Genomic DNA, 20,838 nt, shown 5'->3' with positions numbered 1-20,838 from the left:
GGGCGCATGAACATCCAGCTCACCCGGACCCGGGCGATCCTCGCCACCGCTGCCCTCCTCCTCGCCGTCGGCGCCCCCACGGCGTACGCCGGCCTCGACGGCGCGGACACCGCCGTGCCGCAGCGCGGCGAGCCGTACGTCGAGACCTCGCTGTTCTTCGGCACCGAGCGCCCTGACGGCGGCCCCGCCGTCACCGACAGGCAGTTCATGACCTTCGTCGACGAGGAGGTCACCCCGGACTTCCCGGACGGGCTGACCGTGCAGAACGGGCGCGGGCAGTGGAGGGACGCCGCGGGGCGGATCGAGAAGGAGCGGTCGTACGAGCTGATCCTGCTGTACCCGGTCGCGCGGGCGGGGGCGAGCGACCGGAAGATCGAGGAGATCCGGCGGGCGTACGAGAAGGCTTTCGGTCAGGAGGCCGTGGGGAGGGTGGACGACAGGGTCCGGGTCGACTTCTGATGGCATGAGTCACGTACCGGGACGTCTGGCGCGCGAAAACTATCGTCGCTAGTTTAAGACCCGGACCGAGCCGGACGACGAGACGGCCCCGCCGGGAGGAAGCACGATGAAGGCACACGACGGCATGTACATCGACGGCGAGTGGCGGCCCGCCGCCGGCCGGGACGCGATCGAGGTCGTCAACCCGGTCGACGAGCAGGTGATCGGCCGGGTCCCGGCCGGCACCGCCGAGGACGTCGACACCGCCGTACGGGCCGCCCGTGCCGCCCTCCCGGCCTGGGCCGCGACGGCACCGGCCGAGCGCGCGGCAAGGCTTGCCGCCCTGCGGGACGTCCTCGTCGCCCGCGCGGACGAGATCGCCGAGACGGTCACCGCCGAGCTGGGCTCACCGCTGAAGTTCTCGCAGGCCGTCCACGCGGCCGTGCCCATCGCGGTCGCCGGCTCCTACGCCGAGCTGGCGGCGACGTACGCCTTCGAGGAGCAGGTCGGCAACTCGATCGTCCGCCAGGAGCCGATCGGCGTGGTCGGCGCGATCACGCCCTGGAACTACCCGCTGCACCAGATCGTCGCCAAGGTCGCCCCGGCCCTCGCGGCGGGCTGCACGGTCGTCCTGAAGCCCGCCGAGGACACCCCGCTGGTCGCCCAGCTCTTCGCCGAGGCGGTCCACGAGGCCGGCGTCCCGGCGGGCGTCTTCAACCTCGTCACGGGCCTCGGCACGGTCGCCGGGCAGGCGCTCGCCGAGCACGAGGGTGTCGACCTGGTCTCCTTCACCGGCTCCACCGCGGTCGGCCGGCAGATCGGTGCCACGGCGGGCGCCGCGATCAAGAAGGTCGCCCTGGAGCTCGGCGGCAAGTCCGCCAACGTCATCCTGCCCAGCGCCGACCTCGCCAAGGCGGTCAACGTCGGCGTCGCCAACGTGATGTCCAACTCCGGCCAGACGTGCAGCGCCTGGACCCGGATGCTGGTGCACACCGCGCAGTACGACGAGGCGGTGGCGCTCGCCACGGCCGCCGCCGCCAAGTACGGCGACCGCATCGGCCCCGTCGTCAGCGCCAAGCAGCAGGCACGGGTGCGGGGTTACATCGAGAAGGGCGTCGCCGAGGGTGCCCGGCTGGTCGCCGGTGGCCCCGAATCCCCGCGCGAGCAGGGCTGGTTCGTGGCGCCGACGGTCTTCGCCGACGTCACCCCCGAGATGACCATCGCCCAGGAGGAGATCTTCGGCCCGGTCCTGTCCATCCTCCGCTACGAGGACGAGGAGGACGCCCTGCGCATCGCCAACGGCACGGTCTACGGCCTTGCCGGTGCCGTCTGGGCCGGCGAGGAGGCGGAGGCAGTGGCCTTCGCGCGCCGGATGGACACCGGCCAGGTCGACATCAACGGCGGCCGCTTCAACCCCCTTGCCCCGTTCGGCGGTTACAAGCAGTCGGGCGTCGGCCGCGAGCTCGGCTCGCACGGGCTCGCCGAGTACCTCCAGTCCAAGTCCCTCCAGTTCTAGGAGCCTTCACGTGGTTCGCGCAGCAGTCCTTCCCGCCGTGGGCGCTCCCCTGGAGGTCACCGACATCGAACTCCCGGACCCCGGCCCCGGCCAGGTCCGCGTCCGCCTCGCCGCCGCCGGCGTCTGCCACTCCGACCTCTCCCTGTCCAACGGCACCATGCGGGTACCGGTCCCGGCGGTCCTCGGCCACGAGGGCGCGGGCACGGTCGTAGCGGTCGGCGAAGGCGTCACCCAGGTCGCACCCGGCGACGACGTCGTCCTCAACTGGGCCCCCTCCTGCGGCAGTTGCCACGCCTGCACGCTCGGCGAGGTCTGGCTGTGCGCCAACGCCCTCAACGGCGCCGCCGACGTCCACGCCCGCACCGCAGACGGCACCGACCTCCACCCCGGCCTGAACGTCGCCGCGTTCGCCGAGGAGACGGTCGTGTCGGCGTCCTGCCTCCTGCCGCTCCCCGAGGGCATCCCGCTCACCGACGCGGCTCTCCTGGGCTGCGCGGTCCTCACCGGCTACGGCGCCGTCCACCACTCGGCGAAGGTCCGCGAGGGCGAGACGGTCGCGGTCTACGGCGTCGGGGGAGTGGGCCTCGCGGCCCTCCAGGCGGCCCGGATCGCGGGCGCCGCGAAGATCGTCGCGGTCGACGTCTCCCCGGAGAAGGAGGAGTTGGCCCGCGAGGCCGGCGCCACCGACTACGTCGTCGCCTCCGAGAACACCGCCCGCGAGATCCGCGGCCTGACCGGCAGGCAGGGGGTCGACGTCGCCGTCGAGTGCGTGGGCCGCGCGACGACGATCCGCACCGCCTGGGACTCCACCCGCCGCGGCGGCCGTACGACGGTCGTCGGCATCGGCGGCAAGGACCAGCAGGTCGCCTTCAACGCCCTCGAGATCTTCCACTGGGGCCGCACCCTCTCCGGCTGCGTGTACGGCAACTCCAACCCGGCCGAGGACCTGCCGGTGCTCGCCGACCACGTCCGCGCGGGCCGTCTGGACCTCGCCATGCTGGTGACGGAACGGATCGCCCTGGACGGCATCCCGGCGGCCTTCGAGAACATGCTCGCGGGCAAGGGTGGCAGGGCGCTGGTCGTCTTCTAGCTCGTCGCGCGGTGTCCCCGGCCTGAGGCGAGGCCGGGGCCACCGGCATGCCCACCCGCCCCTTGAGTGCTCAGGGCAACCTTCCCGCGCAACCGTTGCCTCCATACCGTCCGGTTAGTATGTTCGCCGCCAACGTCCCCACGCACCCATCGGAGTGTGCACCGCATGGACATGGCCCCCTCCGCTCAGACCCTCCCCCCGACCGCCCTCCCCACGGTCAACCGCCGCCGCGTAGCCACCGCGGCCGCCCTCGCCTCGGCCGTCGAGTGGTACGACTACTTCGTCTTCGGCATAGCCGCCGCCCTCGTCCTCGGCGACCTGTACTTCCCGGCGGGCAGCTCCACCGCCGGCGTCCTCGCCTCCTTCGCGACCTTCGCCGTGGGCTTCCTGGCCCGCCCGATCGGCGGCATCGTCGCCGGCCAGCTCGGTGACAAGCGCGGCCGTAAGCCGATGCTGGTCCTCGCGCTCACCCTCATGGGCGTGGCGACGACGGGCATCGGCCTGCTGCCGACGTACGAGACGATCGGTGTCGCCGCGCCCATCCTCCTCGTGACCCTCCGCGTCCTCCAGGGCATCGCGGTCGGCGCGCAGTGGGGCGGCGCGATGCTGCTGGCCACCGAGTACGCCCCCGAGGGCAAGCGCGGCATCTACGGCAGCGTCGTCCAACTCGGCGTCCCCATCGGCGTGGTGACCGCCAACACGGTCTTCCTGCTGGCCGGCGCCTTCACCACCGACGCCCAGTTCGCGGCCTGGGGCTGGCGAGTGCCCTTCCTCATCGGCCTGTTCGTCCTCGCCCTCGCCTGGTACATCCACACCAAGGTCGAGGAGACCCCCGAATTCCGCGACGCGGAGAAGGCGTTGGCCGAGAAGGAGAAGACGGAGCAGAACTCCCCGCTGCGCACGATCCTGCGCGGCCACCTCGGCACGGTCCTGCTCGCCGGCGGCTCCTTCGCCGTGAACACCGCGACCTTCTACATCCTCATCACCGGCGTCCTCGACTACACGACCCGCGAACTGGACATGAAGAAGAGCGCGGTCCTCACCGTCTCCCTCTGCGTCAGCCTCACCCAGCTCGTCCTGATCCCGGCCGCCGCCGCCCTCTCCGACCGCTACGGCCGCATCCGGATCTACACCATCGGAGCGATCGGCATCGCCCTGTGGGCCATCCCGCTCTTCCTCCTGATCGACACCGGCTCACTGCTGTGGCTGGCGGTCGGCACCTTCGTCGCCAGCTGCTTCCTCAGCATCATGTACGGCCCTCAAGCCGCCCTGTTCGCCGAGCTGTTCACGCCCGAGATGCGCTACACCGGCGCCTCCCTCGGCTACCAGATCGCGGCGGTCGCGGGCGGCGGCCTGGCACCCTTCCTCATGGTCCTGCTGCTGGAGACCACCGGGACGTCGATGTCGGTGTCGGCCTACATCATCGCCCTCTCCGTGATCGCCCTGATCTCCATCAAGGTCCTGTCGGACCGGGCGCGTTCACGCTGAGTCGGTGACCTTCGCGGGCCGCGGCCCAGCCGCCGCGGCCCGCGAACGGGACACCGCGACACCCGCGAGGCACAGCCCACCGCCCGCCAGCGTGAGCAGTCCCGGCACCTCGCCGAGCACCAGCCAGGACATCAGCACCACCAGCGCCGGCACGGCGTACGTGGTCGCCCCCATACGTCCGGCGGTCGTACGGGCCAGGGCGTACGCCCAGGTGGTGAAGGCCAGAGCGGTCGGGAAGACGCCCAGATAGACCATGTTGAGCGTCGCCGAGACGGGCGCGTCGGCCGCCTCGTGCACAAGCTGACCGGCGAACGGCAGACACACCACGGCACCGACCAGACAGCCGTACGTGGTGACCTGGAGCGCGCTCGCCGACGCCAGGGCCGGCTTCTGCGCGACGACCCCACCGGCGTACGCGACGGCCGCGAGCAGACACAGCACGACCCCGAGTACGGACGACCCGCCCTCACCCGACATCGACAGCCCCACGGCGACGGCCCCCGCGAACGACACGGCCATCCCCGCGAGCAGCCTCGGCGGCAGGGCGTCGCCGAGCAGCCGCGCGCCGAGCAGGGCGATGAGGATGGGGCCGACATTCACCACGAGCGCCGCGGTCCCGGCGTCGACCTGCTGCTCGCCCCAGTTGAGGGCGACCATGTAGAAGCCGAACCAGAGGATGCCGGAGACGAGGATGCCGGGCCAGGCGGCCTTCGGGGGCAGCCCTTCTCGGCGTACGGCACAGATGGCACCCAGCGTCAGGACTCCCGCCAGCAGTCGCCCGAGGGCGAGGGCGCCCGGCGAGTACTCGGCGCCGGCGCTTCGGATGGAGACGAAGGCGGAGGCCCACAGGGCGACGGTGACGGTCGCTGCGCCGGCTGCGAGGAGGTCGGGGCGGCGGGGGTTCATCATGCTCCTGAGGGTAGGAATGGCGAGGGAGTAGAGCTCGCGGCTTTCGGACGTTGTTTGTCTGCGGGTGTGTGGGGGCTGGTCGCGCAGTTCCCCGCGCCCCTTCAGGGCGCTCACCGCAATGTCCTCGACTCGATGCCCAGCAACTCGCCCAGGGCCCTCTCACCCGCCCCCGTCACCTTCACCGCCCTCTCGGAGCCGATCCGGACACACCAGCCCGAGTCCAACGCGTGGCGGCAGAGCGCCGCGCCCGCGACCCCCGCCAAGTGAGGCCGTCGCTCGGTCCAGTCGAGGCACGCTCGGGCCAACGGCCTGCGCCCCTTGCGGTCGAGGGCGATACCGGCCCCCTCGAACCACGCGAGCCCCGCCTCCGTCAGCGCGAACCCGGTGTCCTGGCGCAACAGTTGACGCGCCGTCATCGCATCCGTGACCGCGATGCCGAGACGCCCCGCCAGATGGTCGTAGCAGGTACGCCCCCGTGCCATCGCCGACCCGGCGCTCGACTCGCGCAGGTTCCGCGGGCGTACGGCCGGACCCGGGGTCACATGAGAGGCGAGTTCCTCCACCAGCTGGGCGACTCGCGCGTCGGCGAGCCGCACGTACCGGTGTCGCCCTTGGCGTTCCTCGGTCAGCAGGCCACCGGCCACGAGCTTGCCCAGGTGCTCGCTCAAGGTCGACGCGGCGACCCCGGCGTGCCGGGCCAGCTCACTCGCGGTCCACGCCCGCCCGTCGAGCAGCGCCAGCAGACACGAGGCACGGGTCTCGTCGGCGATGAGTCCGGCGAGGCGGGCCAGCTCCGCCGCCCGAGGGTTCCTGGAGGTCATGTCCTCCAGCATGGGCCCCGGACACTTCGGCGCCCACCGAAGCGTGCTAGGGGGTCCGCCGGACCTGCTCGTACTGCTGCGCCAGGCCGTCCAGCAGGGCGGCGAGGCCCGTCTCGAAGGCCCGCTCGTCGATCTTCTCCTGCTGCTCGGCCAGCAGATGGGCCTGTCCGAGGTGCGGATAGTCGGCGGGGTCGTAGGCGCTCTGGTCGTCGACGAAACCGCCGGCGAACGAGCCGAGCGCGGAGCCCATGACGAAGTACCGCATCAGCGCACCGATCGAGGTGGCCTGGGCGGGCGGCCAGCCCGCGGCGACCATCGCGCCGTAGACCGCGTCCGCGAGCCGCAGCCCGGCGGGCCGGCGCCCGGGGCCCTGGGCGAGTACGGGGACGATGTTCGGATGGTCCCTGAGGGCGGCCCGATAGGAGACCGCCCAGTCGTGCAGTGCGGTCCGCCACTCCCGGCCGTCCTCGAACATCGACAGGTCGACCTGCACGCTGACCGAGTCGGCGACCGCCTCCAGGATCTCGTCCTTGGTGCGGAAGTGGTTGTAGAGCGAGGGCCCGCTGACCCCCAGTTCCGCGGCGAGCCGGCGCGTGGAGACGGCCGCGAGGCCCTCCGCGTCCACGAGCGCGCGTGCCGTCTCGACGATCCGGTCGGTGCTGAGGAGGGGCTTGCGCGGTCGGGCCATGGCGCACATAGTAGGGCTGCGCTCAGAAACTAGCAGTGCTAATTTAAGTGTGTAGCTTTCAGAGGGGTGATCTCGTGGTGAACCTGGGGCTCAGCGACGAGCAGGAGGCCGTACGGCAGCTCGCCCGGGACTTCGTGGCCCGCGAGATCTCCCCGCACGTGATCGCCTGGGACCGCGCCGAGGAGGTGGACCGGGCCATCGTGAAGAAGCTCGGCGAGGTCGGCTTCCTGGGCCTGACGATCGACGAGGAGTACGGCGGCTCGGGCGGCGACCACCTCTCGTACTGCCTGGTCACGGAGGAGCTGGGCCGCGGCGACTCGTCGGTGCGCGGCATCGTCTCCGTCTCCCTGGGCCTGGTCGCGAAGACGATCGCGGCATGGGGGAGCGAGGACCAGAAGCGCCACTGGCTCCCCGGCCTCACCTCCGGTGAGCTGCTCGGCTGCTTCGGCCTCACCGAACCGGGCACCGGCTCCGACGCGGGCAACCTCGCCACCCGCGCCGTACGCGACGGCGACGACTACGTCATCAACGGCACGAAGATGTTCATCACCAACGGCACCTGGGCGGACGTCGTCCTCCTCTTCGCCCGCTCCACGGACGCCCCCGGCCACAAGGGCGTCTCCGCCTTCCTCGTCCCCACCGACACCCCCGGCCTGACCCGCCGCACCATCCACGGCAAGCTCGGCCTGCGAGGCCAGGCAACGGCGGAACTGCACCTTGAGGACGTGCGCGTCCCGGCGTCCGCGATGCTGGCCCCCGAGGGCAAGGGCTTCTCGGTGGCGATGTCGGCCCTGGCCAAGGGGCGGATGTCGGTCGCGGCGGGCTGCGTGGGCATAGCGCAGGCAGCCCTCGACGTGGCGGTGAAGTACGCGGGTGAGCGCGAGCAGTTCGGCAAGTCGATCGCCCACCACCAGCTGGTCCAGGAGCTGATCAGCGACATAGCCGTCGACGTGGACGCGGCCCGCCTCCTCACCTGGCGGGTCGCCGACCTGATCGACCGCGGCGAGCCCTTCACCACGGAGTCCTCCAAGGCCAAGCTGTTCGCCTCGGAGGCCGCGGTCCGAGCCGCCAACAACGCCCTCCAGGTCTTCGGCGGCTACGGCTACATAGACGAGTACCCGGCGGGCAAACTCCTGCGCGACGCCCGCGTGATGACCCTCTACGAGGGCACCAGCCAGATCCAGAAGCTGGTCATCGGCCGCGCCCTCACCGGAGTCTCGGCCTTCTGAGTACGGCACCTGAGTACCTCGGCGGATGTGGCCCGGGCCACGCCCGCCGAGACTCGACCCCATGAGTGACACCACGGGCAAGCCCCAGAACACCGCCGCCTTCTACGGCCAGTCGGTCGCCTCCTTCGCCGTCGCCATGGCCGCGACCGCGATCGGCATCTTCAAGCTGCACGCCGACGCCTGGGTGCGGGCCTTCCTGGCGATCGCCGTCCTCTACCTGGTCACCTCCGCCTTCACCCTCGCCAAGGTCATCCGCGACCGGCAGGACGCGCAGACCCGCGCGTACAGCCCGTTCGAAAAGCTCTGAGCGGCAGGACTAAGCGCTCGCTCACCTTCGGCGGTATGGTGGTGCCTCTGTCAGTGGAGAGGGGCAAGCGATGGGTACGGCGGAGGAGACGGCCGGCGGCGAGACGTCGGCGTGGGGCGAGGTCACGCCCGACGCGGCGCGGAGGCTGCTGATCGCCGCGGTGGAGGCCTTCGCCGAGCGCGGCTACCACGCCACCACGACCCGCGACATCGCGGGCCGCGCCGGCATGAGCCCGGCGGCCCTCTACATCCACTACAAGACCAAAGAGGAGCTCCTGCACCGCATCAGCAGGATCGGCCACCAGAAGGCCCTCGACATCCTCCGGACGGCGTCCCGCCGCGAGGGCACCGCGACCGAACGCCTCGCGGACGCGGTCAGCTCCTTCGTCGGCTGGCACGCGGGCGGCCGCACCACCGCACGCGTCGTCCAGTACGAACTGGACTCCCTCGGCCCCGACGCCCGCGCCGAGATCCTCGCCCTGCGCCGCCAGTGCGACGCCGAGGTGCGCGCCATCATCGAGGACGGCGTGGCCGCCGCCGAGTTCGACGTCCTGGACGTCAAGGGCACCACCCTCGCCGTCCTCTCCCTCTGCATCGACGTCGCCCGCTGGTTCAGCGTCGACGGCCCCTGGACGCCCGACGAGGTCGGCTCGCTCTACGCCGACCTCGTACTGCGCATGGTGGGCGTCGGCAAATAGCTACAGGTAATACCGGGACACCGACTCCGCGACACACACGGGCTTGTCGCCGCCCTCACGCTCCACACTGAAGCCGACGGTGACCTGCACGCCCCCCGCCACGTCGTCGACCCCGCTGATCACCGCGGTGGCCCGCAGCCGTGAGCCGACCGGCACGGGGGCGGGGAACCGCACCTTGTTGGTGCCGTAGTTGACCCCCATCTTCACGCCCTCGACCTTGATCAGCTGCGGCCCGAACAGGGGCAGCAGCGACAGGGTCAGATACCCGTGCGCGATCGTGGTCCCGAACGGCCCGGCGGCGGCCTTCTCGGGGTCGACATGGATCCACTGGTGATCACCGGTGGCCTCGGCGAAGAGATCGATCCGCTTCTGGTCGACCTCCAGCCAGTCGGTGTACCCCAGCTGCTCACCCACCGCGGCCTTCAGTTCGTCGGCCCCCGCAAACACCCTCGGTTCCGCCATTGTCCCGGCCTCCCGCATAGCGACGTAACGTCTAAGCAACTGCTTAGCATGGTCGCCGAAGACCCCCCTGTCAACGGACCGTCCGGGTAGGGTCCGAGGGGTGCCCCAGATTTCAGAGAAGATCCACGAGCTCACAGTCGGCCAGCTCGCCGCCCGCAGCGGCGCGGCCGTCTCCGCCCTGCACTTCTACGAGTCCAAGGGCTTGATCACCAGCCGCCGCACCACCGGCAACCAGCGCCGCTACCACCGCGACGCCCTCCGCCGCGTGGCCTTCGTCCGAGCCGCCCAACGCGTGGGCATCCCCCTGGCCACCATCCGCGAGGCCCTGGCCGAACTCCCCGAGGAACGCACCCCCACCCGAGAGGACTGGGCCCGCCTCTCGGAGGCCTGGCGCTCCGAGCTGGACGAACGCATCAAACAACTCAACCGCCTCCGCGACCACTTGACCGACTGCATCGGCTGCGGCTGCCTCTCCCTGGACACCTGCGTCCTCTCCAACCCCGACGACGCCTTCGGCCAACGCCAGGCAGGCTCCCGCCTGCTGGTGGAACGCGCCCCCCGGAAGCCAGGGCGCCAGGAGGACGCCCAGCACTGCGGCTGACGACAAGTAGGAACGCACCCGCACCGGCGCAACGGCGAGCAGGGGACGTACCGGGGGGTGTCCGCCCGCAGCGTCGGGCGTCGATCACCGCGCACCCCTAAACCAGACAGCACCGCCCGACCGAGGACGGACACCCCCCGGGGCGGCACCGACTCACAACGCACCGTAGTGCGCGACGCGAACCCCCACGCACAGGCCACGGGCCGCCGCAGGCATCCACCCACGAGGCGAACGAAGCAGACGAACCGCCCGCGACTACGACGACCGCCGGGCCCACCCGTACTGAACCAGCCCAGCCGCGACCAACTGCGCATTGGACGAGGCAGGTTCACCGGACGGCAACAACAACGTGTCCTCCAGCCCCACCCGAGTGGAAAGCCCCAACCGCCCGGCCAGCCGCAGCACCGCCCACGCCCCACCGTCCTCCCCATGCAGCAGCACCGGACGACCATGGGCGCCCCCGATCCCGGCGAGCAGCTCACGAGCCGTGGACTGGGCGGTCTCCGCGGAAGGATCGGTCACCTCGGCCAGCACCCGCAACACCCGAGGCCCGAGCGGCGACGACGCGAACCGGGACACCCCGTCCGTCCCGGACCAGACACCGGCCTCCACCCCCACCCCCCGGTCGAGCAGAACCGCGGCCAACTCCTCCGCGCCCTCCTCATGCCAGTTGACCGAAGCGTGATCGGGCAGCACGGTCCAGGCTCGCACCCGCTCCACCCGCCGCACGGGATCCGGTTCCGCCCAGGCCCCCGTGGTCACACCGACGGGCACGGACACCCGAGCCCGTATCGCCTCCAGGGTCGCCGCCAGCACTCGAGGGGACAACGTGTCATCGCCACAAGGCGACTTGGGATGCACATGAACATCCGTGGCACCGGCCGCCACGGCCGCAGCAGCCGCGTCGGCCATGTCCTCCGGCGACAACGGCACCCCCGCCCCGTCGCCGGCCCCGCGGGCCCCGTTGAGACACACTTGCATCATGACCCGATGGTGCCAGCCACCTCGAACAAAGGCGCCTTGAAGTAAGAACCCTCGTAGACAGAGCCCATGAAGCCAGGCCCCTTAAAGAGCTCAAAGAGGGGGTGCGGCATCCCCGGCGCACCCCCGGTCGCACCACTCAGGCGGACACCAGCAGCCGTCCCCGTCGGGACGCCGCCAGAGCCTCGGGCGTCAGCACCGGACGCGGCACCACGATCCCGCAGTCCGTGCAGACGGGGCCCGAGGACGGTTCGTGGGCCAGGTCGTACTTCCAGGTCAACCGGTCCCCGCGGCACACCGGGCAGATCGAACCCGGTTCGCGTTCCAACGCGGAGATCAGCTTGCGCAGCACCTCGGCCAGCGGTTCACGGGGGTGGAGCCGCGGGTCGTCGCACCAGGCGACCCCGAAGCCGCCCCAGGTCAGCCGGTGCCAGTCGTCGAAACTGCCCGGCCTGCGCAGTCCGTCGTGCTTCTCCTTCTTGCGTCGCTCGGCGAACTCGACCTCATAGGCCAGCCAGACCGAACGCGCCTCTTCCAGCTCGTCCAACGCGGCCACGAGCCGCGCAGGATCGGGGGACCGGTCCTCGGGACCGAACCCGGCCCGGGAGCACAGATGGTCCCAGGTCGCCCTGTGCCCGTAGGGAGCGAATCGCTCGAGGCACTTACGCAGCGAGTAGCGTCGCAGCGCCAGATCGCATCGCGGATCTCGCACCTGTCTCGCCAGACTCCGGAAACCGGCCATCGCCCTGCACCTCCGTCACACCTGCACCTGTACTTCGGTCACTTCGGCGTCGTCGCTTCGGACGTCGCCGAATAGACGTATCGACACGCGATTCGGCTCCATCCGATTTCCGATGCCTCCCATCAGCCTCCGGACCGACTACCAAAACTTGACGCATGTTCACCTTCGAACCCGGGGATACCGGCGGTAACGTCCGACTCAACTCCCGTCGGTAGGAGCTGCCATGCCACGGCGCACCTCACGCACCGCACTCGACAGACTGAGAACTCCCGGCAGACTCACCGGGTTCCTGAAGAGCGCATCCGTATGCGTCCTGATTGCCGGTCTTTTGTCCCCCCTTGGCCAAGCGGCCACGGCCACCGAAGCGGTCGCCGCCGAAGCGGCGGCCGCCAACGACTACTGCGGCAGCCAGTGCTCCGACATCCTGCCGCCGGGTCAGAACGGCAACGCCACCCTCGCCCAGATCCTCCTCAACCAGGCCTTCGGCTCCCAGCCCGAGCACGCCGAGGACCAGCTCGGCCCCTACGCCAACCTGGCCAAGGGCTACCCGTCGCTCACCAACGCCACGATCAACAACTTCTTCAACGACGCCTCCTTCGGCGTCCCGTCCGATCAAGTCGCCTCCACGCTCAATCCCGGTGGCCGCACCGATGTGACGATCGTCCGCGACAAGAAGACGGGCGTACCGCACATCACCGGTACCACCAGATACGGCACTGAGTACGGAGCGGGCTATGCGGCGGCTCAGGACCGGCTGTGGCTGATGGACGTCTTCCGCCACGTCGGCCGCGGCCAGCTCACCACCTTCGCGGGCGGCGCCCCTTCCAACCAGGGCCTCGAGCAGCAGTTCTGGCGCAACGCCCCCTACACCGAGGCCGATCTACAGGCCCAGATCGACAGCGCCGCCGCGGGCGCCGGGGCGCGCGGCCAGCAGGCCCTCGCCGACGTCAACGCGTACGTCGCCGGCATCAACGCCTACATCGACGCCTCCGACAGCGGCCGTTACTTCCCCGGCGAGTACGTCCTGACCGGCCACAAGGACTCCGTCACCAACGCCGGCACGATCGAGCACTTCAAGCCCACCGACCTGGTCGCGCTGGCGTCCGTGATCGGCGCCCTGTTCGGCTCCGGCGGCGGCGGCGAGGTCAACAACGCGCTCTCGCTGCTGGCCGCACAGCAGAAGTACGGCGTCACGGAGGGCACCAAGGTCTGGGAGTCCTTCCGTGAGCGCAACGACCCCGAAGCGGTCGTCACCGTCCACGACAAGAGCTTCCCGTACGCCACCAAGCCCGCCGACCCGCAGGGCGGGGCGCTGCCCGACGCCGGCTCGGTGACCACCGAGCCGCTGGTCTACGACCCCACGGGCACCGGCGCGGGCCAGAGCGCCACCGCGGCCGCCACCGCGGCGACGGCGACCGCCCTCAGCTCGGCCAGGCGAGGCATGTCCAACGCCCTCGTCGTCAGCGGCGACCACACCGCCAGCGGCCACCCGGTCGCCGTCTTCGGCCCGCAGACCGGCTACTTCGCACCGCAGCTGCTCATGCTCCAGGAGATCCAGGGCCCCGGCATCAGCGCGCGCGGCGCCTCCTTCGCGGGTCTGAGCATGTACGTCGAACTCGGCCGCGGCCAGGACTACGCGTGGTCCGCCACGACCTCCGGCCAGGACATCATCGACACCTACGCCGTCGAACTGTGCCAGGACGACTACCACTACCTGTACCACGGCACCTGTACGGCGATGGAGAAGATCGAGCAGAAGAACTCCTGGGCCCCGACCACCGCCGACGGCACCGCGGCAGGCTCGTACACGATGCGGGTCTGGCGCACGAAGTACGGCCCCGTCGAGTACCGGGCGACGGTCGGCGGCAAGAAGGTCGCCTACACCAGCCTGCGCTCGTCGTACATGCGCGAGGCGGACTCGATCATCGGCTTCCAGATGCTCAACGACCCGGACTACGTGAAGAGCCCGGAGACCTTCCAGAGCGCGGTGCAGCACATCAACTACACCTTCAACTGGTTCTACGCCGACTCCGAGCACACCGCGTACTACAACAGCGGCGACAACCCGGTGCGCGCCACCGGCGTCGACGCCGACTTCCCGGTGTGGGCGCGGTCGGCGTACGAGTGGCAGGGCTGGAACCCGACCACGAACGCGGCGACCTACACGCCCGCCTCGGCCCACCCCAACTCCATCGACCAGGACTACTACATCTCCTGGAACAACAAGCAGGCCGCCGACTACTCGACCGCGCCCTGGGGCGACGGTTCCGTGCACCGCGGCAACCTGCTGGAGGACCGGGTGAAGAAGCTCGTCGCGGCGGGCGGCGTGACCCGGGCCTCGCTGGTGAAGGCCATGGCCGACGCGGCACTGGCCGACCTGCGCGCCGAGGACGTGCTGCCGGACCTGCTGAAGGTGGTCAACAGCAGTACGGTCACCGACTCCACGGCCGCGGCCGCGGTGAGCAAGCTCCAGACCTGGCTCACGGCGGGCGGCAAGCGCACCGAGACGTCGGCCGGTTCGAAGGTGTACGCCAACGCCGACGCGATCCGGATCCTCGACGCGTGGTGGCCGCTGCTGGTGAAGGCCGAGTTCGAACCCGGGCTCGGCACCGACCTCTACACGGCGATGACCGCGAACCTGCCCATCGACGAGGCGCCGTCCGCCGCGCACGGCCCGACCGGCGCGCACGCGGGCAGCTCCTTCCAGTACGGCTGGTGGTCCTACGTCGACAAGGACATCCGGGCGGTGCTCGGCGAGACGGTCAAGGGTCCGCTGGCGCAGAAGTACTGCGGCGGCGGCAGCCTGAGCGCCTGCCGGGACATCCTGATCAGCACCCTGAAGACGGCGGCCGGCAAGACCGCGGCCCAGGTCTACCCCGGTGACGACCTGTGCGCCGCGGGCAACCAGTGGTGCGCCGACTCGATCGTCCAGCGCACGCTGGGCGGCATCAAGCACTACAACATCAGCTGGCAGAACCGGCCGACCTACCAGCAGGTCGTGGAGTTCACGTCACACAGGTGACGGTCAGCGGGCGGCGGCGGGTCACTTGATGCGGCCCGCCGCCAGCACCACCCGCGCCAGCTCCCGGTGCACGATGTCGCTGTGCGCCCCGGCCGGCGCCCCACCACGCCTGACCACCTCGGCCGCGTCGATGTTCACGCACCCCGAGGTGGGCAGCGTCGTCCGCAGCGCGTCGGCGAGCTTCCACGCGCGCGTGCCCGGCACCGCCTGCACCCCGTCGAAGCCCATCGCACCCCACTTGGCGCCCAGCAGCCGACCGGCGTCCGCCCCGGCGACCCCCTGCGCGTCCCCCGCCATGCGCGAGGCCAGCGGGTACATCGTGCTCAGCGCGGAGTCATGACGGGAGTGACAGCACACCAGAGGACCGTCGATCCGGTTCTGCTGGCCCTGCAACACCCCGCCCGCGCGCGTGTCGTGCGGCAGCCGGGACGCGAACGCGTAGTGCGAGAAGGCTCCTTGGAGCAACGTCACGGACTTCACCGTGCGCACCCCCTCGGGCAGCCCGCGCAGCGCGAACGACACCAGCCGCCCGCCGAAGCTGTGCCCGACCAGATGCACCCGGACACCGGGCGCCTTGGCGGCGAGCTGCCCGACGACCCGCCCGAGTCCCCGCTCACCGACGGTCCCCGCACGCCGCTTCATCGCGTAGTACGTCGCCTGCCGCAGCAGTTCGTGGGCGCCGTCCCACGGGTTGGGGATCGCGAACCCCTGGACCCCGTCCGGCGATTCGAGACGGGCCAGCGCCTGTGCGAAGTCCTCGCACACCGGTGTCACCGGCCCGGAGAACATGTCCGGCTCGCTCTGCGGCACGCCCTCCGCCAGCGTGTCCGCCCCGAACAGCGCCTGCGGCCCCGGCGGCACCAGCTCGACCAGCATCCGCACCAGCCGGCCGAACTCCTCCAACTCGGCGTCCTCGCGCGGCTGCTGGTCCAGCAGCCGCGCGATCTGCTCCACCACGGTGGCCCGACCGGGGAACGTCTCCAGCAGGGCGTGCCGGGTGTCCTTGTCGAGCGCCGGACGCCGCGCCGACTCGGCCGCCACCGACCGCGGGAAGTCCGGGATCGGCTCGTCGGAGAACCGCATCGACGGCCACACCACGCCGACATAGCCGAGGTGGGCGTGGGGCGCGAGCTCCGGGATCGGCTCGAAGAACCGGCTGTAGAGCCGGGTCGCGCCGGAGCGGTCGCTGTTCCAGCCGTGCGCGAAGACGATCAGATCCTTCACACCACGCTCCACGACACCCGCCAGCAGCCGATCCCGCCGCCTGCCGTCCGGGTCGCCGTCCGCGTCGAAGGTCAGCTCCCAGTACGGACTCACGCTCATCGCCGGATCCGACATGACAGGCCCCCTTGTCCCCCGTAGTGGTGCGATGCGGTCGCATCGTCCTGCTAAGGGGCGTGGTTGGCCATACGTAACGGCTCAACTACTTCGGGTTCACCGGTAGACGAGGTATTTCCGCCGGATCGCCCGGAACACGGCCAGTTCCTCCTGCCAGCCGGCGACCACCTCGTCGGGGTCGGCCCCCGCGTCGATCGCGGTGCGCACCTGGGTGGAACCCGTCAGCTTGTCGATCCAGTTGTCGGGCCGCCAGGCGAAGCCGCTCCACACCCGTTTCGCGGTCACCAGCAGGGCGATCCCGGTCCGCACGGGGTCGTAGGCCGCCCGGTCGTGCACATGGATCTGCACACCGCCGACCGTCTTGCCCTGGAACTTGGAGAACGTCGGCGCGAAGTACGCCTCCCTGAAGTGCACGCCCGGCAGGGCGAGTTCGTTCGCGGCCGCGGCCCAGCGCCCGTCGACGCCCTCCGCGCCGAGCAGTTCGAAGGGCCGGGTGGTCCCACGGCCCTCCGACAGGTTCGTGCCCTCGAAGAGACACGTACCCGAGTACACCAACGCGGTGTCCGCAGTGGGCATGTTGGGGCTCGGCGGCACCCACGGCAGCCCGGACGCGTCGTAGAACTCCGACCGCCGCCACCCGCTCATCCGCACAGTCTCGAGCGGGACCGGCGCGGTGAGGAACTCCCCGTTGAACAGCCGCGCCAGCTCCACGACGGTCATCCCGTGCGCCTGCGAGATCGGCTGCCGCCCCACGAAGGTGGCGAACTCCTTGTGCAGGACCGGCCCCAGGGCGGCGCGGCCGGTGACCGGGTTCGGCCGGTCCAGCACCACGAACCGCTTGCCCGCGAGCTGGGCCGCCTCCATGCAGTCGTAGAGCGTCCAGATGTACGTGTAGAAGCGCGCGCCCACGTCCTGGATGTCGAAGACGACGGTGTCGACGCCGGACGCGGTGAAGATGTCCGCGAGGGGCCGACCGCTCTTTAGATACGTGTCGTAGACCGGCAGGCCCGTGGCGGGGTCGTCGTAGCGGCCCTCGGAGCCGCCGGCCTGGGCGGTGCCGCGGAAGCCGTGCTCCGGGCCGAAGACGGCGGTGAGGTTCACCCGGTCGTCGGCGTGCATGACGTCGACGATGTGACGGGCGTCGCGGGTGATGCCGGTGGGATTGGTGACGATACCGACGCTCCGGCCGTCGAGGAGGGCGTAGCCGTCGGCGGCGAGGCGTTCGAAGCCGGTGCGCAGACGGTGTGGGGCCGCGGAGGCGGGGGGTGCGGCGGATAGTGCGGTTGCTGCCGTTGTCGCTGCGAGGAGAGCTCGTCTGGATAGGCGCATGAGGGGCACGGTATTGCTCCGGCGGGTCCGGGGGAACGACCTCGCCCCTTCCTTGATACATACCGACTGGTTAGTCTGGTCATCGCCGCAGAGCCGCAGTCGAAGGAGACCGATGGTGGAAGCCGTTCAGGGTGCTGGTGTCGTCGTCACGGGGGCCGGAGGAGGCATCGGGGCCGCTCTCGCCCGGCGGTTCGCCGCCGAGGGGGCCCGGGTGGTCGTGAACGACCTGGACGGTGATCGCGCCAAGGCCGTCGCCGAGGAGATCGGCGGGATCGCGTTGCCCGGCGACGCGTCCGCCGTCGTCGGCGAGGCCCGCACCGCCCTCGGCGGCACCGTCGATGTCTACTGCGCCAACGCCGGCGTCGCCTTCGGCGGGGAGCTCCACGAGCAGCTCGACGAGACGGGCTGGACGGCGTCCTGGGACGTCAACGTGATGGCACACGTGCGTGCCGCCCACGCGCTGCTGCCGGACTGGCTGGAGCGGGGCAGCGGACGGTTCGTGTCCACCGTCTCCGCGGCCGGGCTGCTCACCATGATCGGCGCCGCGCCCTACAGCGTCACCAAGCACGGGGCGTACGCCTTCGCCGAGTATCTGTCGCTGACGTACCGGCACCGCGGGATCAAGGTCCACGCGATCTGCCCGCAGGGGGTGCGCACCGACATGCTGAACGCCACCGGCAGCGCGGGCGACCTGGTGCTCAAGCCGACGGCCGTGGAACCGGACGACGTCGCGGAGGCTCTCTTCCAGGGGATCGCCGAGGACCGGTTCCTGATCCTGCCGCACCCCGAGGTCGCCGAGTACTACCGGACCCGGGCCGCCGAGCCCGACCGCTGGCTCGGCAACATGAACCACATCCAGCAGAAGTGGGAGGAGATGCGGTGACCGGGTCCCGGTACGCGGCCAAGCCCTGGGTGGCGCTGCTGAACGACGCCCAGCGCGCCCCGATCGACCCCGCCGACTCCCTGGTGCACGCCCTGCGCCGTTCTGTCGCCGAGGCCCCGGACCGCCCCTTCCTCGCCTACTTCGACGGCCGCCTCAGCTACCGCGAGGTCGACGAGCTGAGCGACTCGGTCGCCGGGCACCTGGCCGCGCGCGGCCTGGAGCGCGGCGACCGGGTGGCGATCCTGCTCCAGAACTCCCCGCACTTCGTGCTCGCCCTGCTCGGCGCCTGGAAGGCGGGCGCGACCGTCGTGCCGGTCAACCCGATGTACAAGTCGGGGGAGGTCACCCATGTCCTGCGGGACGGCGAGGTGGCCGCGCTGATCTGCTCCGACCGGGCCTGGGAGTCGTACCTGCGCGACACGGCGGCCGACTCGCCGGTGCGGATCGTGCTCACCGGCTGCGAGCTGGACTTCCAGACCCGCGACGACGCGCGCGTGCTGACCTTCGAGCGGCTGCCCGAGGCCGCCGACGCCGACGACCTGGCCGCGGTGGCCCGCGCGGGTCACCGGGCGCCGGAGGGCCGTGATCCGGCCCCGTCCGACATCGCGCTCATCAGCTACACGTCGGGCACCAGCGGCACCCCCAAGGGCGCCACCAACACGCACGCCAACATCATGTACAACGCCGAGCGGCAGCGGACGGGGCTGGCCCTGCCCGAGGGGCCCGTCTACTACGCGCTGGCGCCGCTGTTCCACATCACCGGGATGGTCTGCCAGCTCGGCGCCTGTCTCAACAGCGCGGGCACGCTGGTGCTGACGTACCGCTTCGAGACGAGTGTCGTGCTGGAGGCGTTCGCCGAGCACCGGCCGCACTACACCGTCGGCCCCTCCACCGCCTTCATGGCGCTGGGCGCCCACCCGGACGCCACCCCGGACCACTTCGCGTCCTTCGTGAACATCTCCTCCGGCGGCGCCCCCGTGCCGCCCGCCCTGGTGGAGAAGTTCCGGGCGGGCTTCGGGCCGTACATCCGCAACGGCTACGGCCTCACCGAGTGCAGCGCCCCCTGCGCCTCCGTGCCGCCCGGCCTGGAGGCGCCGGTCGACCCGGCCTCCGGGACGCTGGCCGTGGGCGTGCCGGGCCCGGAGACGGTCGTACGGATCGTCGACGACCAGGGCGCCGAGGTGCCCTTCGGCGAGCAGGGCGAGATCCTCGTCCGCGGCCCGCAGGTCGTCCCCGGCTACTGGCGGCGCCCCGAGGCCACCGCCGAGACCTTCCCGGACGGCGAGCTGCGCACCGGCGACATCGGCTTCATGGACGAGCAGGGCTGGCTGTACGTCGTCGACCGCAAGAAGGACATGATCAACGCGTCCGGCTTCAAGGTGTGGCCGCGCGAGGTCGAGGACGTGCTGTACACCCACCCGGCGGTACGCGAGGCGGCCGTCGTCGGGGTGCCGGACGGGTACCGCGGGGAGACCGTGAAGGCGTACATCAGCCTGCGTCCGGGCGCCGACACGGACCCGGATGAACTCGCGGTGTACTGCAAGGAGAGACTGGCCGCCTACAAATACCCGCGACAGGTGGAGATCCTGCCCGACCTGCCGAAGACGGCGAGTGGGAAGATCCTCCGGCGGGAACTGCGTTCCCGCAGGCACAACGAGCAGTAGCGATCGGAAAAGCAGGAGGCGGCACAGTGCCCAGGACGACCGACGGAGACGGTACGCCCGTCCCGCAGCGGCTGCTGGCCGCCGCCACCCGGCTCTTCGCGGAGCAGGGCTACGACCGCACGTCCGTGCAGGAGATCGTCGAGGCGGCCGGCGTCACCAAGGGGGCGCTGTACCACTACTTCGGCTCCAAGGACGACCTCCTGCACGAGGTGTACGCGCGCGTGCTGCGCGTCCAGCAGGAGCGCCTCGACGCGTTCGCCGACGCGGACGAGCCGATCGAGAAGCGCCTTCGGGGCGCCGCCGCGGACGTCGTCGTCACGACGATCGAGAACCTCGACGACGCCTCGATCTTCTTCCGCTCGATGCACCAGCTGAGCCCGGAGAAGAACAAGCAGGTGCGCGCCGCCCGCCGGCACTACCACGAGCGCTTCCGCGCGCTGGTCGAGGAGGGCCAGGAGGCGGGCGTCTTCTCCAAGGCCACGCCCGCCGACCTGGTGGTGGACTACCACTTCGGTTCGGTCCACCACCTGTCCACCTGGTACCGCCCCGACGGCCCGATGGGCCCGCAGGAGGTCGCCGACCACCTGGCCGACCTGCTGCTGAGGGCGCTGCGCCCGTAAGCGCACGAGGACA

Annotated in this window: 20 protein-coding genes; 12 read left to right on the top strand and 8 right to left on the bottom strand. The window is 71.0% G+C overall.

The genetic code is table 11. The annotated features are described in order from the left end of the window. Positions 1-6 precede the first annotated feature (6 nt). The 4 genes from ABKA17_RS31680 to ABKA17_RS31665 all read left to right on the top strand — a co-directional run bounded on the left by ABKA17_RS31680 (position 7) and on the right by ABKA17_RS31665 (position 4,532). On the top strand, positions 7-459 hold the full coding sequence (locus ABKA17_RS31680) for a DUF3574 domain-containing protein (protein WP_353695725.1): 453 nt from the start codon (positions 7-9) through the stop codon (positions 457-459). Between the two features lie 106 nt (positions 460-565). Next, positions 566-1,954 carry an aldehyde dehydrogenase family protein gene (locus ABKA17_RS31675; RefSeq protein ID WP_353695724.1) on the top strand — a complete coding sequence of 463 codons (1,389 nt, stop codon included), beginning with the start codon at positions 566-568 and terminating at the stop codon, positions 1,952-1,954. Between the two features lie 10 nt (positions 1,955-1,964). Beyond that, on the top strand, positions 1,965-3,044 hold the full coding sequence (locus tag ABKA17_RS31670; RefSeq protein ID WP_353695723.1) for a Zn-dependent alcohol dehydrogenase: 1,080 nt from the start codon (positions 1,965-1,967) through the stop codon (positions 3,042-3,044). Positions 3,045-3,209: 165 nt separating this feature from the next. Further along, a complete protein-coding gene (locus ABKA17_RS31665) occupies positions 3,210-4,532 on the top strand; it encodes an MFS transporter (protein WP_353695722.1) in 1,323 nt (440 codons plus the stop codon). Here the strand turns inward: ABKA17_RS31665 and ABKA17_RS31660 are convergent. From ABKA17_RS31660 to ABKA17_RS31650, 3 genes are all read right to left on the bottom strand, one after another. Further along, the gene (locus ABKA17_RS31660) at positions 4,524-5,438 is read right to left on the bottom strand and encodes a DMT family transporter (protein ID WP_353695849.1); all 915 of its coding nucleotides are present in this window, start codon (positions 5,436-5,438) and stop codon (positions 4,524-4,526) included. The genes ABKA17_RS31665 and ABKA17_RS31660 overlap by 9 nt on opposite strands. 113 nt (positions 5,439-5,551) lie before the next feature. Further along, on the bottom strand, positions 5,552-6,274 hold the full coding sequence (locus ABKA17_RS31655; RefSeq protein WP_353695721.1) for an ArsR/SmtB family transcription factor: 723 nt from the start codon (positions 6,272-6,274) through the stop codon (positions 5,552-5,554). A gap of 34 nt (positions 6,275-6,308) precedes the next feature. Further along, positions 6,309-6,950 (bottom strand): TetR/AcrR family transcriptional regulator, encoded by a 642-nt coding sequence (locus tag ABKA17_RS31650; RefSeq protein ID WP_353695720.1) that lies wholly within the window; start codon positions 6,948-6,950, stop codon positions 6,309-6,311. A gap of 77 nt (positions 6,951-7,027) precedes the next feature. Between ABKA17_RS31650 and ABKA17_RS31645 the strand changes: the two genes are divergently transcribed. From ABKA17_RS31645 to ABKA17_RS31635, 3 genes are all read left to right on the top strand, one after another. After that, positions 7,028-8,179: an acyl-CoA dehydrogenase family protein gene (locus ABKA17_RS31645; RefSeq protein ID WP_353695848.1), complete on the top strand. Its 1,152-nt coding sequence runs from the start codon at positions 7,028-7,030 to the stop codon at positions 8,177-8,179. Between the two features lie 61 nt (positions 8,180-8,240). After that, on the top strand, positions 8,241-8,486 hold the full coding sequence (locus ABKA17_RS31640; protein ID WP_353695719.1) for a YiaA/YiaB family inner membrane protein: 246 nt from the start codon (positions 8,241-8,243) through the stop codon (positions 8,484-8,486). Between the two features lie 70 nt (positions 8,487-8,556). After that, the gene (locus ABKA17_RS31635) at positions 8,557-9,183 is read left to right on the top strand and encodes a TetR/AcrR family transcriptional regulator (protein WP_353695718.1); all 627 of its coding nucleotides are present in this window, start codon (positions 8,557-8,559) and stop codon (positions 9,181-9,183) included. On the opposite strand, the gene ABKA17_RS31630 is transcribed toward ABKA17_RS31635, so the two are convergent. Then, positions 9,184-9,645 (bottom strand): MaoC family dehydratase, encoded by a 462-nt coding sequence (locus ABKA17_RS31630; protein ID WP_353695717.1) that lies wholly within the window; start codon positions 9,643-9,645, stop codon positions 9,184-9,186. It lies immediately after the preceding gene. A gap of 100 nt (positions 9,646-9,745) precedes the next feature. Here ABKA17_RS31630 and soxR point away from each other — a divergent pair, with 100 nt between their 5' ends. Next, on the top strand, positions 9,746-10,246 hold the full coding sequence (gene soxR, locus ABKA17_RS31625; protein WP_353695716.1) for a redox-sensitive transcriptional activator SoxR: 501 nt from the start codon (positions 9,746-9,748) through the stop codon (positions 10,244-10,246). A gap of 255 nt (positions 10,247-10,501) precedes the next feature. On the opposite strand, the gene ABKA17_RS31620 is transcribed toward soxR, so the two are convergent. Together ABKA17_RS31620 and ABKA17_RS31615 are read right to left on the bottom strand one after the other, a co-directional pair. Continuing rightward, the gene (locus ABKA17_RS31620; protein WP_353695715.1) at positions 10,502-11,230 is read right to left on the bottom strand and encodes a 3-keto-5-aminohexanoate cleavage protein; all 729 of its coding nucleotides are present in this window, start codon (positions 11,228-11,230) and stop codon (positions 10,502-10,504) included. 136 nt (positions 11,231-11,366) lie between these two features. Beyond that, a complete protein-coding gene (locus tag ABKA17_RS31615) occupies positions 11,367-11,969 on the bottom strand; it encodes a hypothetical protein (protein ID WP_353695714.1) in 603 nt (200 codons plus the stop codon). Positions 11,970-12,192: 223 nt separating this feature from the next. Here ABKA17_RS31615 and ABKA17_RS31610 point away from each other — a divergent pair, with 223 nt between their 5' ends. Beyond that, positions 12,193-14,991 (top strand): penicillin acylase family protein, encoded by a 2,799-nt coding sequence (locus ABKA17_RS31610; protein ID WP_353695713.1) that lies wholly within the window; start codon positions 12,193-12,195, stop codon positions 14,989-14,991. Positions 14,992-15,012: 21 nt separating this feature from the next. Here ABKA17_RS31610 and ABKA17_RS31605 read toward each other — a convergent pair whose 3' ends face one another. Together ABKA17_RS31605 and ABKA17_RS31600 are read right to left on the bottom strand one after the other, a co-directional pair. Continuing rightward, positions 15,013-16,329, bottom strand: a complete 1,317-nt coding sequence (locus ABKA17_RS31605; protein WP_353695712.1) for a serine-threonine protein kinase — start codon at positions 16,327-16,329, stop codon at positions 15,013-15,015. A 96-nt stretch (positions 16,330-16,425) separates the two neighbouring features. Then, positions 16,426-17,658 carry an exo-beta-N-acetylmuramidase NamZ family protein gene (locus ABKA17_RS31600; RefSeq protein WP_353695711.1) on the bottom strand — a complete coding sequence of 411 codons (1,233 nt, stop codon included), beginning with the start codon at positions 17,656-17,658 and terminating at the stop codon, positions 16,426-16,428. Positions 17,659-17,770: 112 nt separating this feature from the next. Between ABKA17_RS31600 and ABKA17_RS31595 the strand changes: the two genes are divergently transcribed. The 3 genes from ABKA17_RS31595 to ABKA17_RS31585 are packed head-to-tail and all read left to right on the top strand — an operon-like array spanning position 17,771 to position 20,825. Then, on the top strand, positions 17,771-18,541 hold the full coding sequence (locus tag ABKA17_RS31595) for an SDR family oxidoreductase (RefSeq protein ID WP_353695710.1): 771 nt from the start codon (positions 17,771-17,773) through the stop codon (positions 18,539-18,541). After that, positions 18,538-20,205: a class I adenylate-forming enzyme family protein gene (locus ABKA17_RS31590; protein ID WP_353695709.1), complete on the top strand. Its 1,668-nt coding sequence runs from the start codon at positions 18,538-18,540 to the stop codon at positions 20,203-20,205. The genes ABKA17_RS31595 and ABKA17_RS31590 overlap by 4 nt, the downstream gene beginning before the upstream one ends. Before the next feature lie 26 nt (positions 20,206-20,231). Then, the gene (locus tag ABKA17_RS31585; RefSeq protein ID WP_353695708.1) at positions 20,232-20,825 is read left to right on the top strand and encodes a TetR/AcrR family transcriptional regulator; all 594 of its coding nucleotides are present in this window, start codon (positions 20,232-20,234) and stop codon (positions 20,823-20,825) included. Positions 20,826-20,838: the final 13 nt, after the last annotated feature.

This window comes from Streptomyces sp. RG80, from assembly GCF_040446465.1.
Classification (GTDB): Bacteria; Actinomycetota; Actinomycetes; order Streptomycetales; family Streptomycetaceae; genus Streptomyces.
The sequence above is the reverse complement of the archived record's forward strand: the minus strand, read 5'-3'. Positions and strand labels throughout refer to the sequence as shown.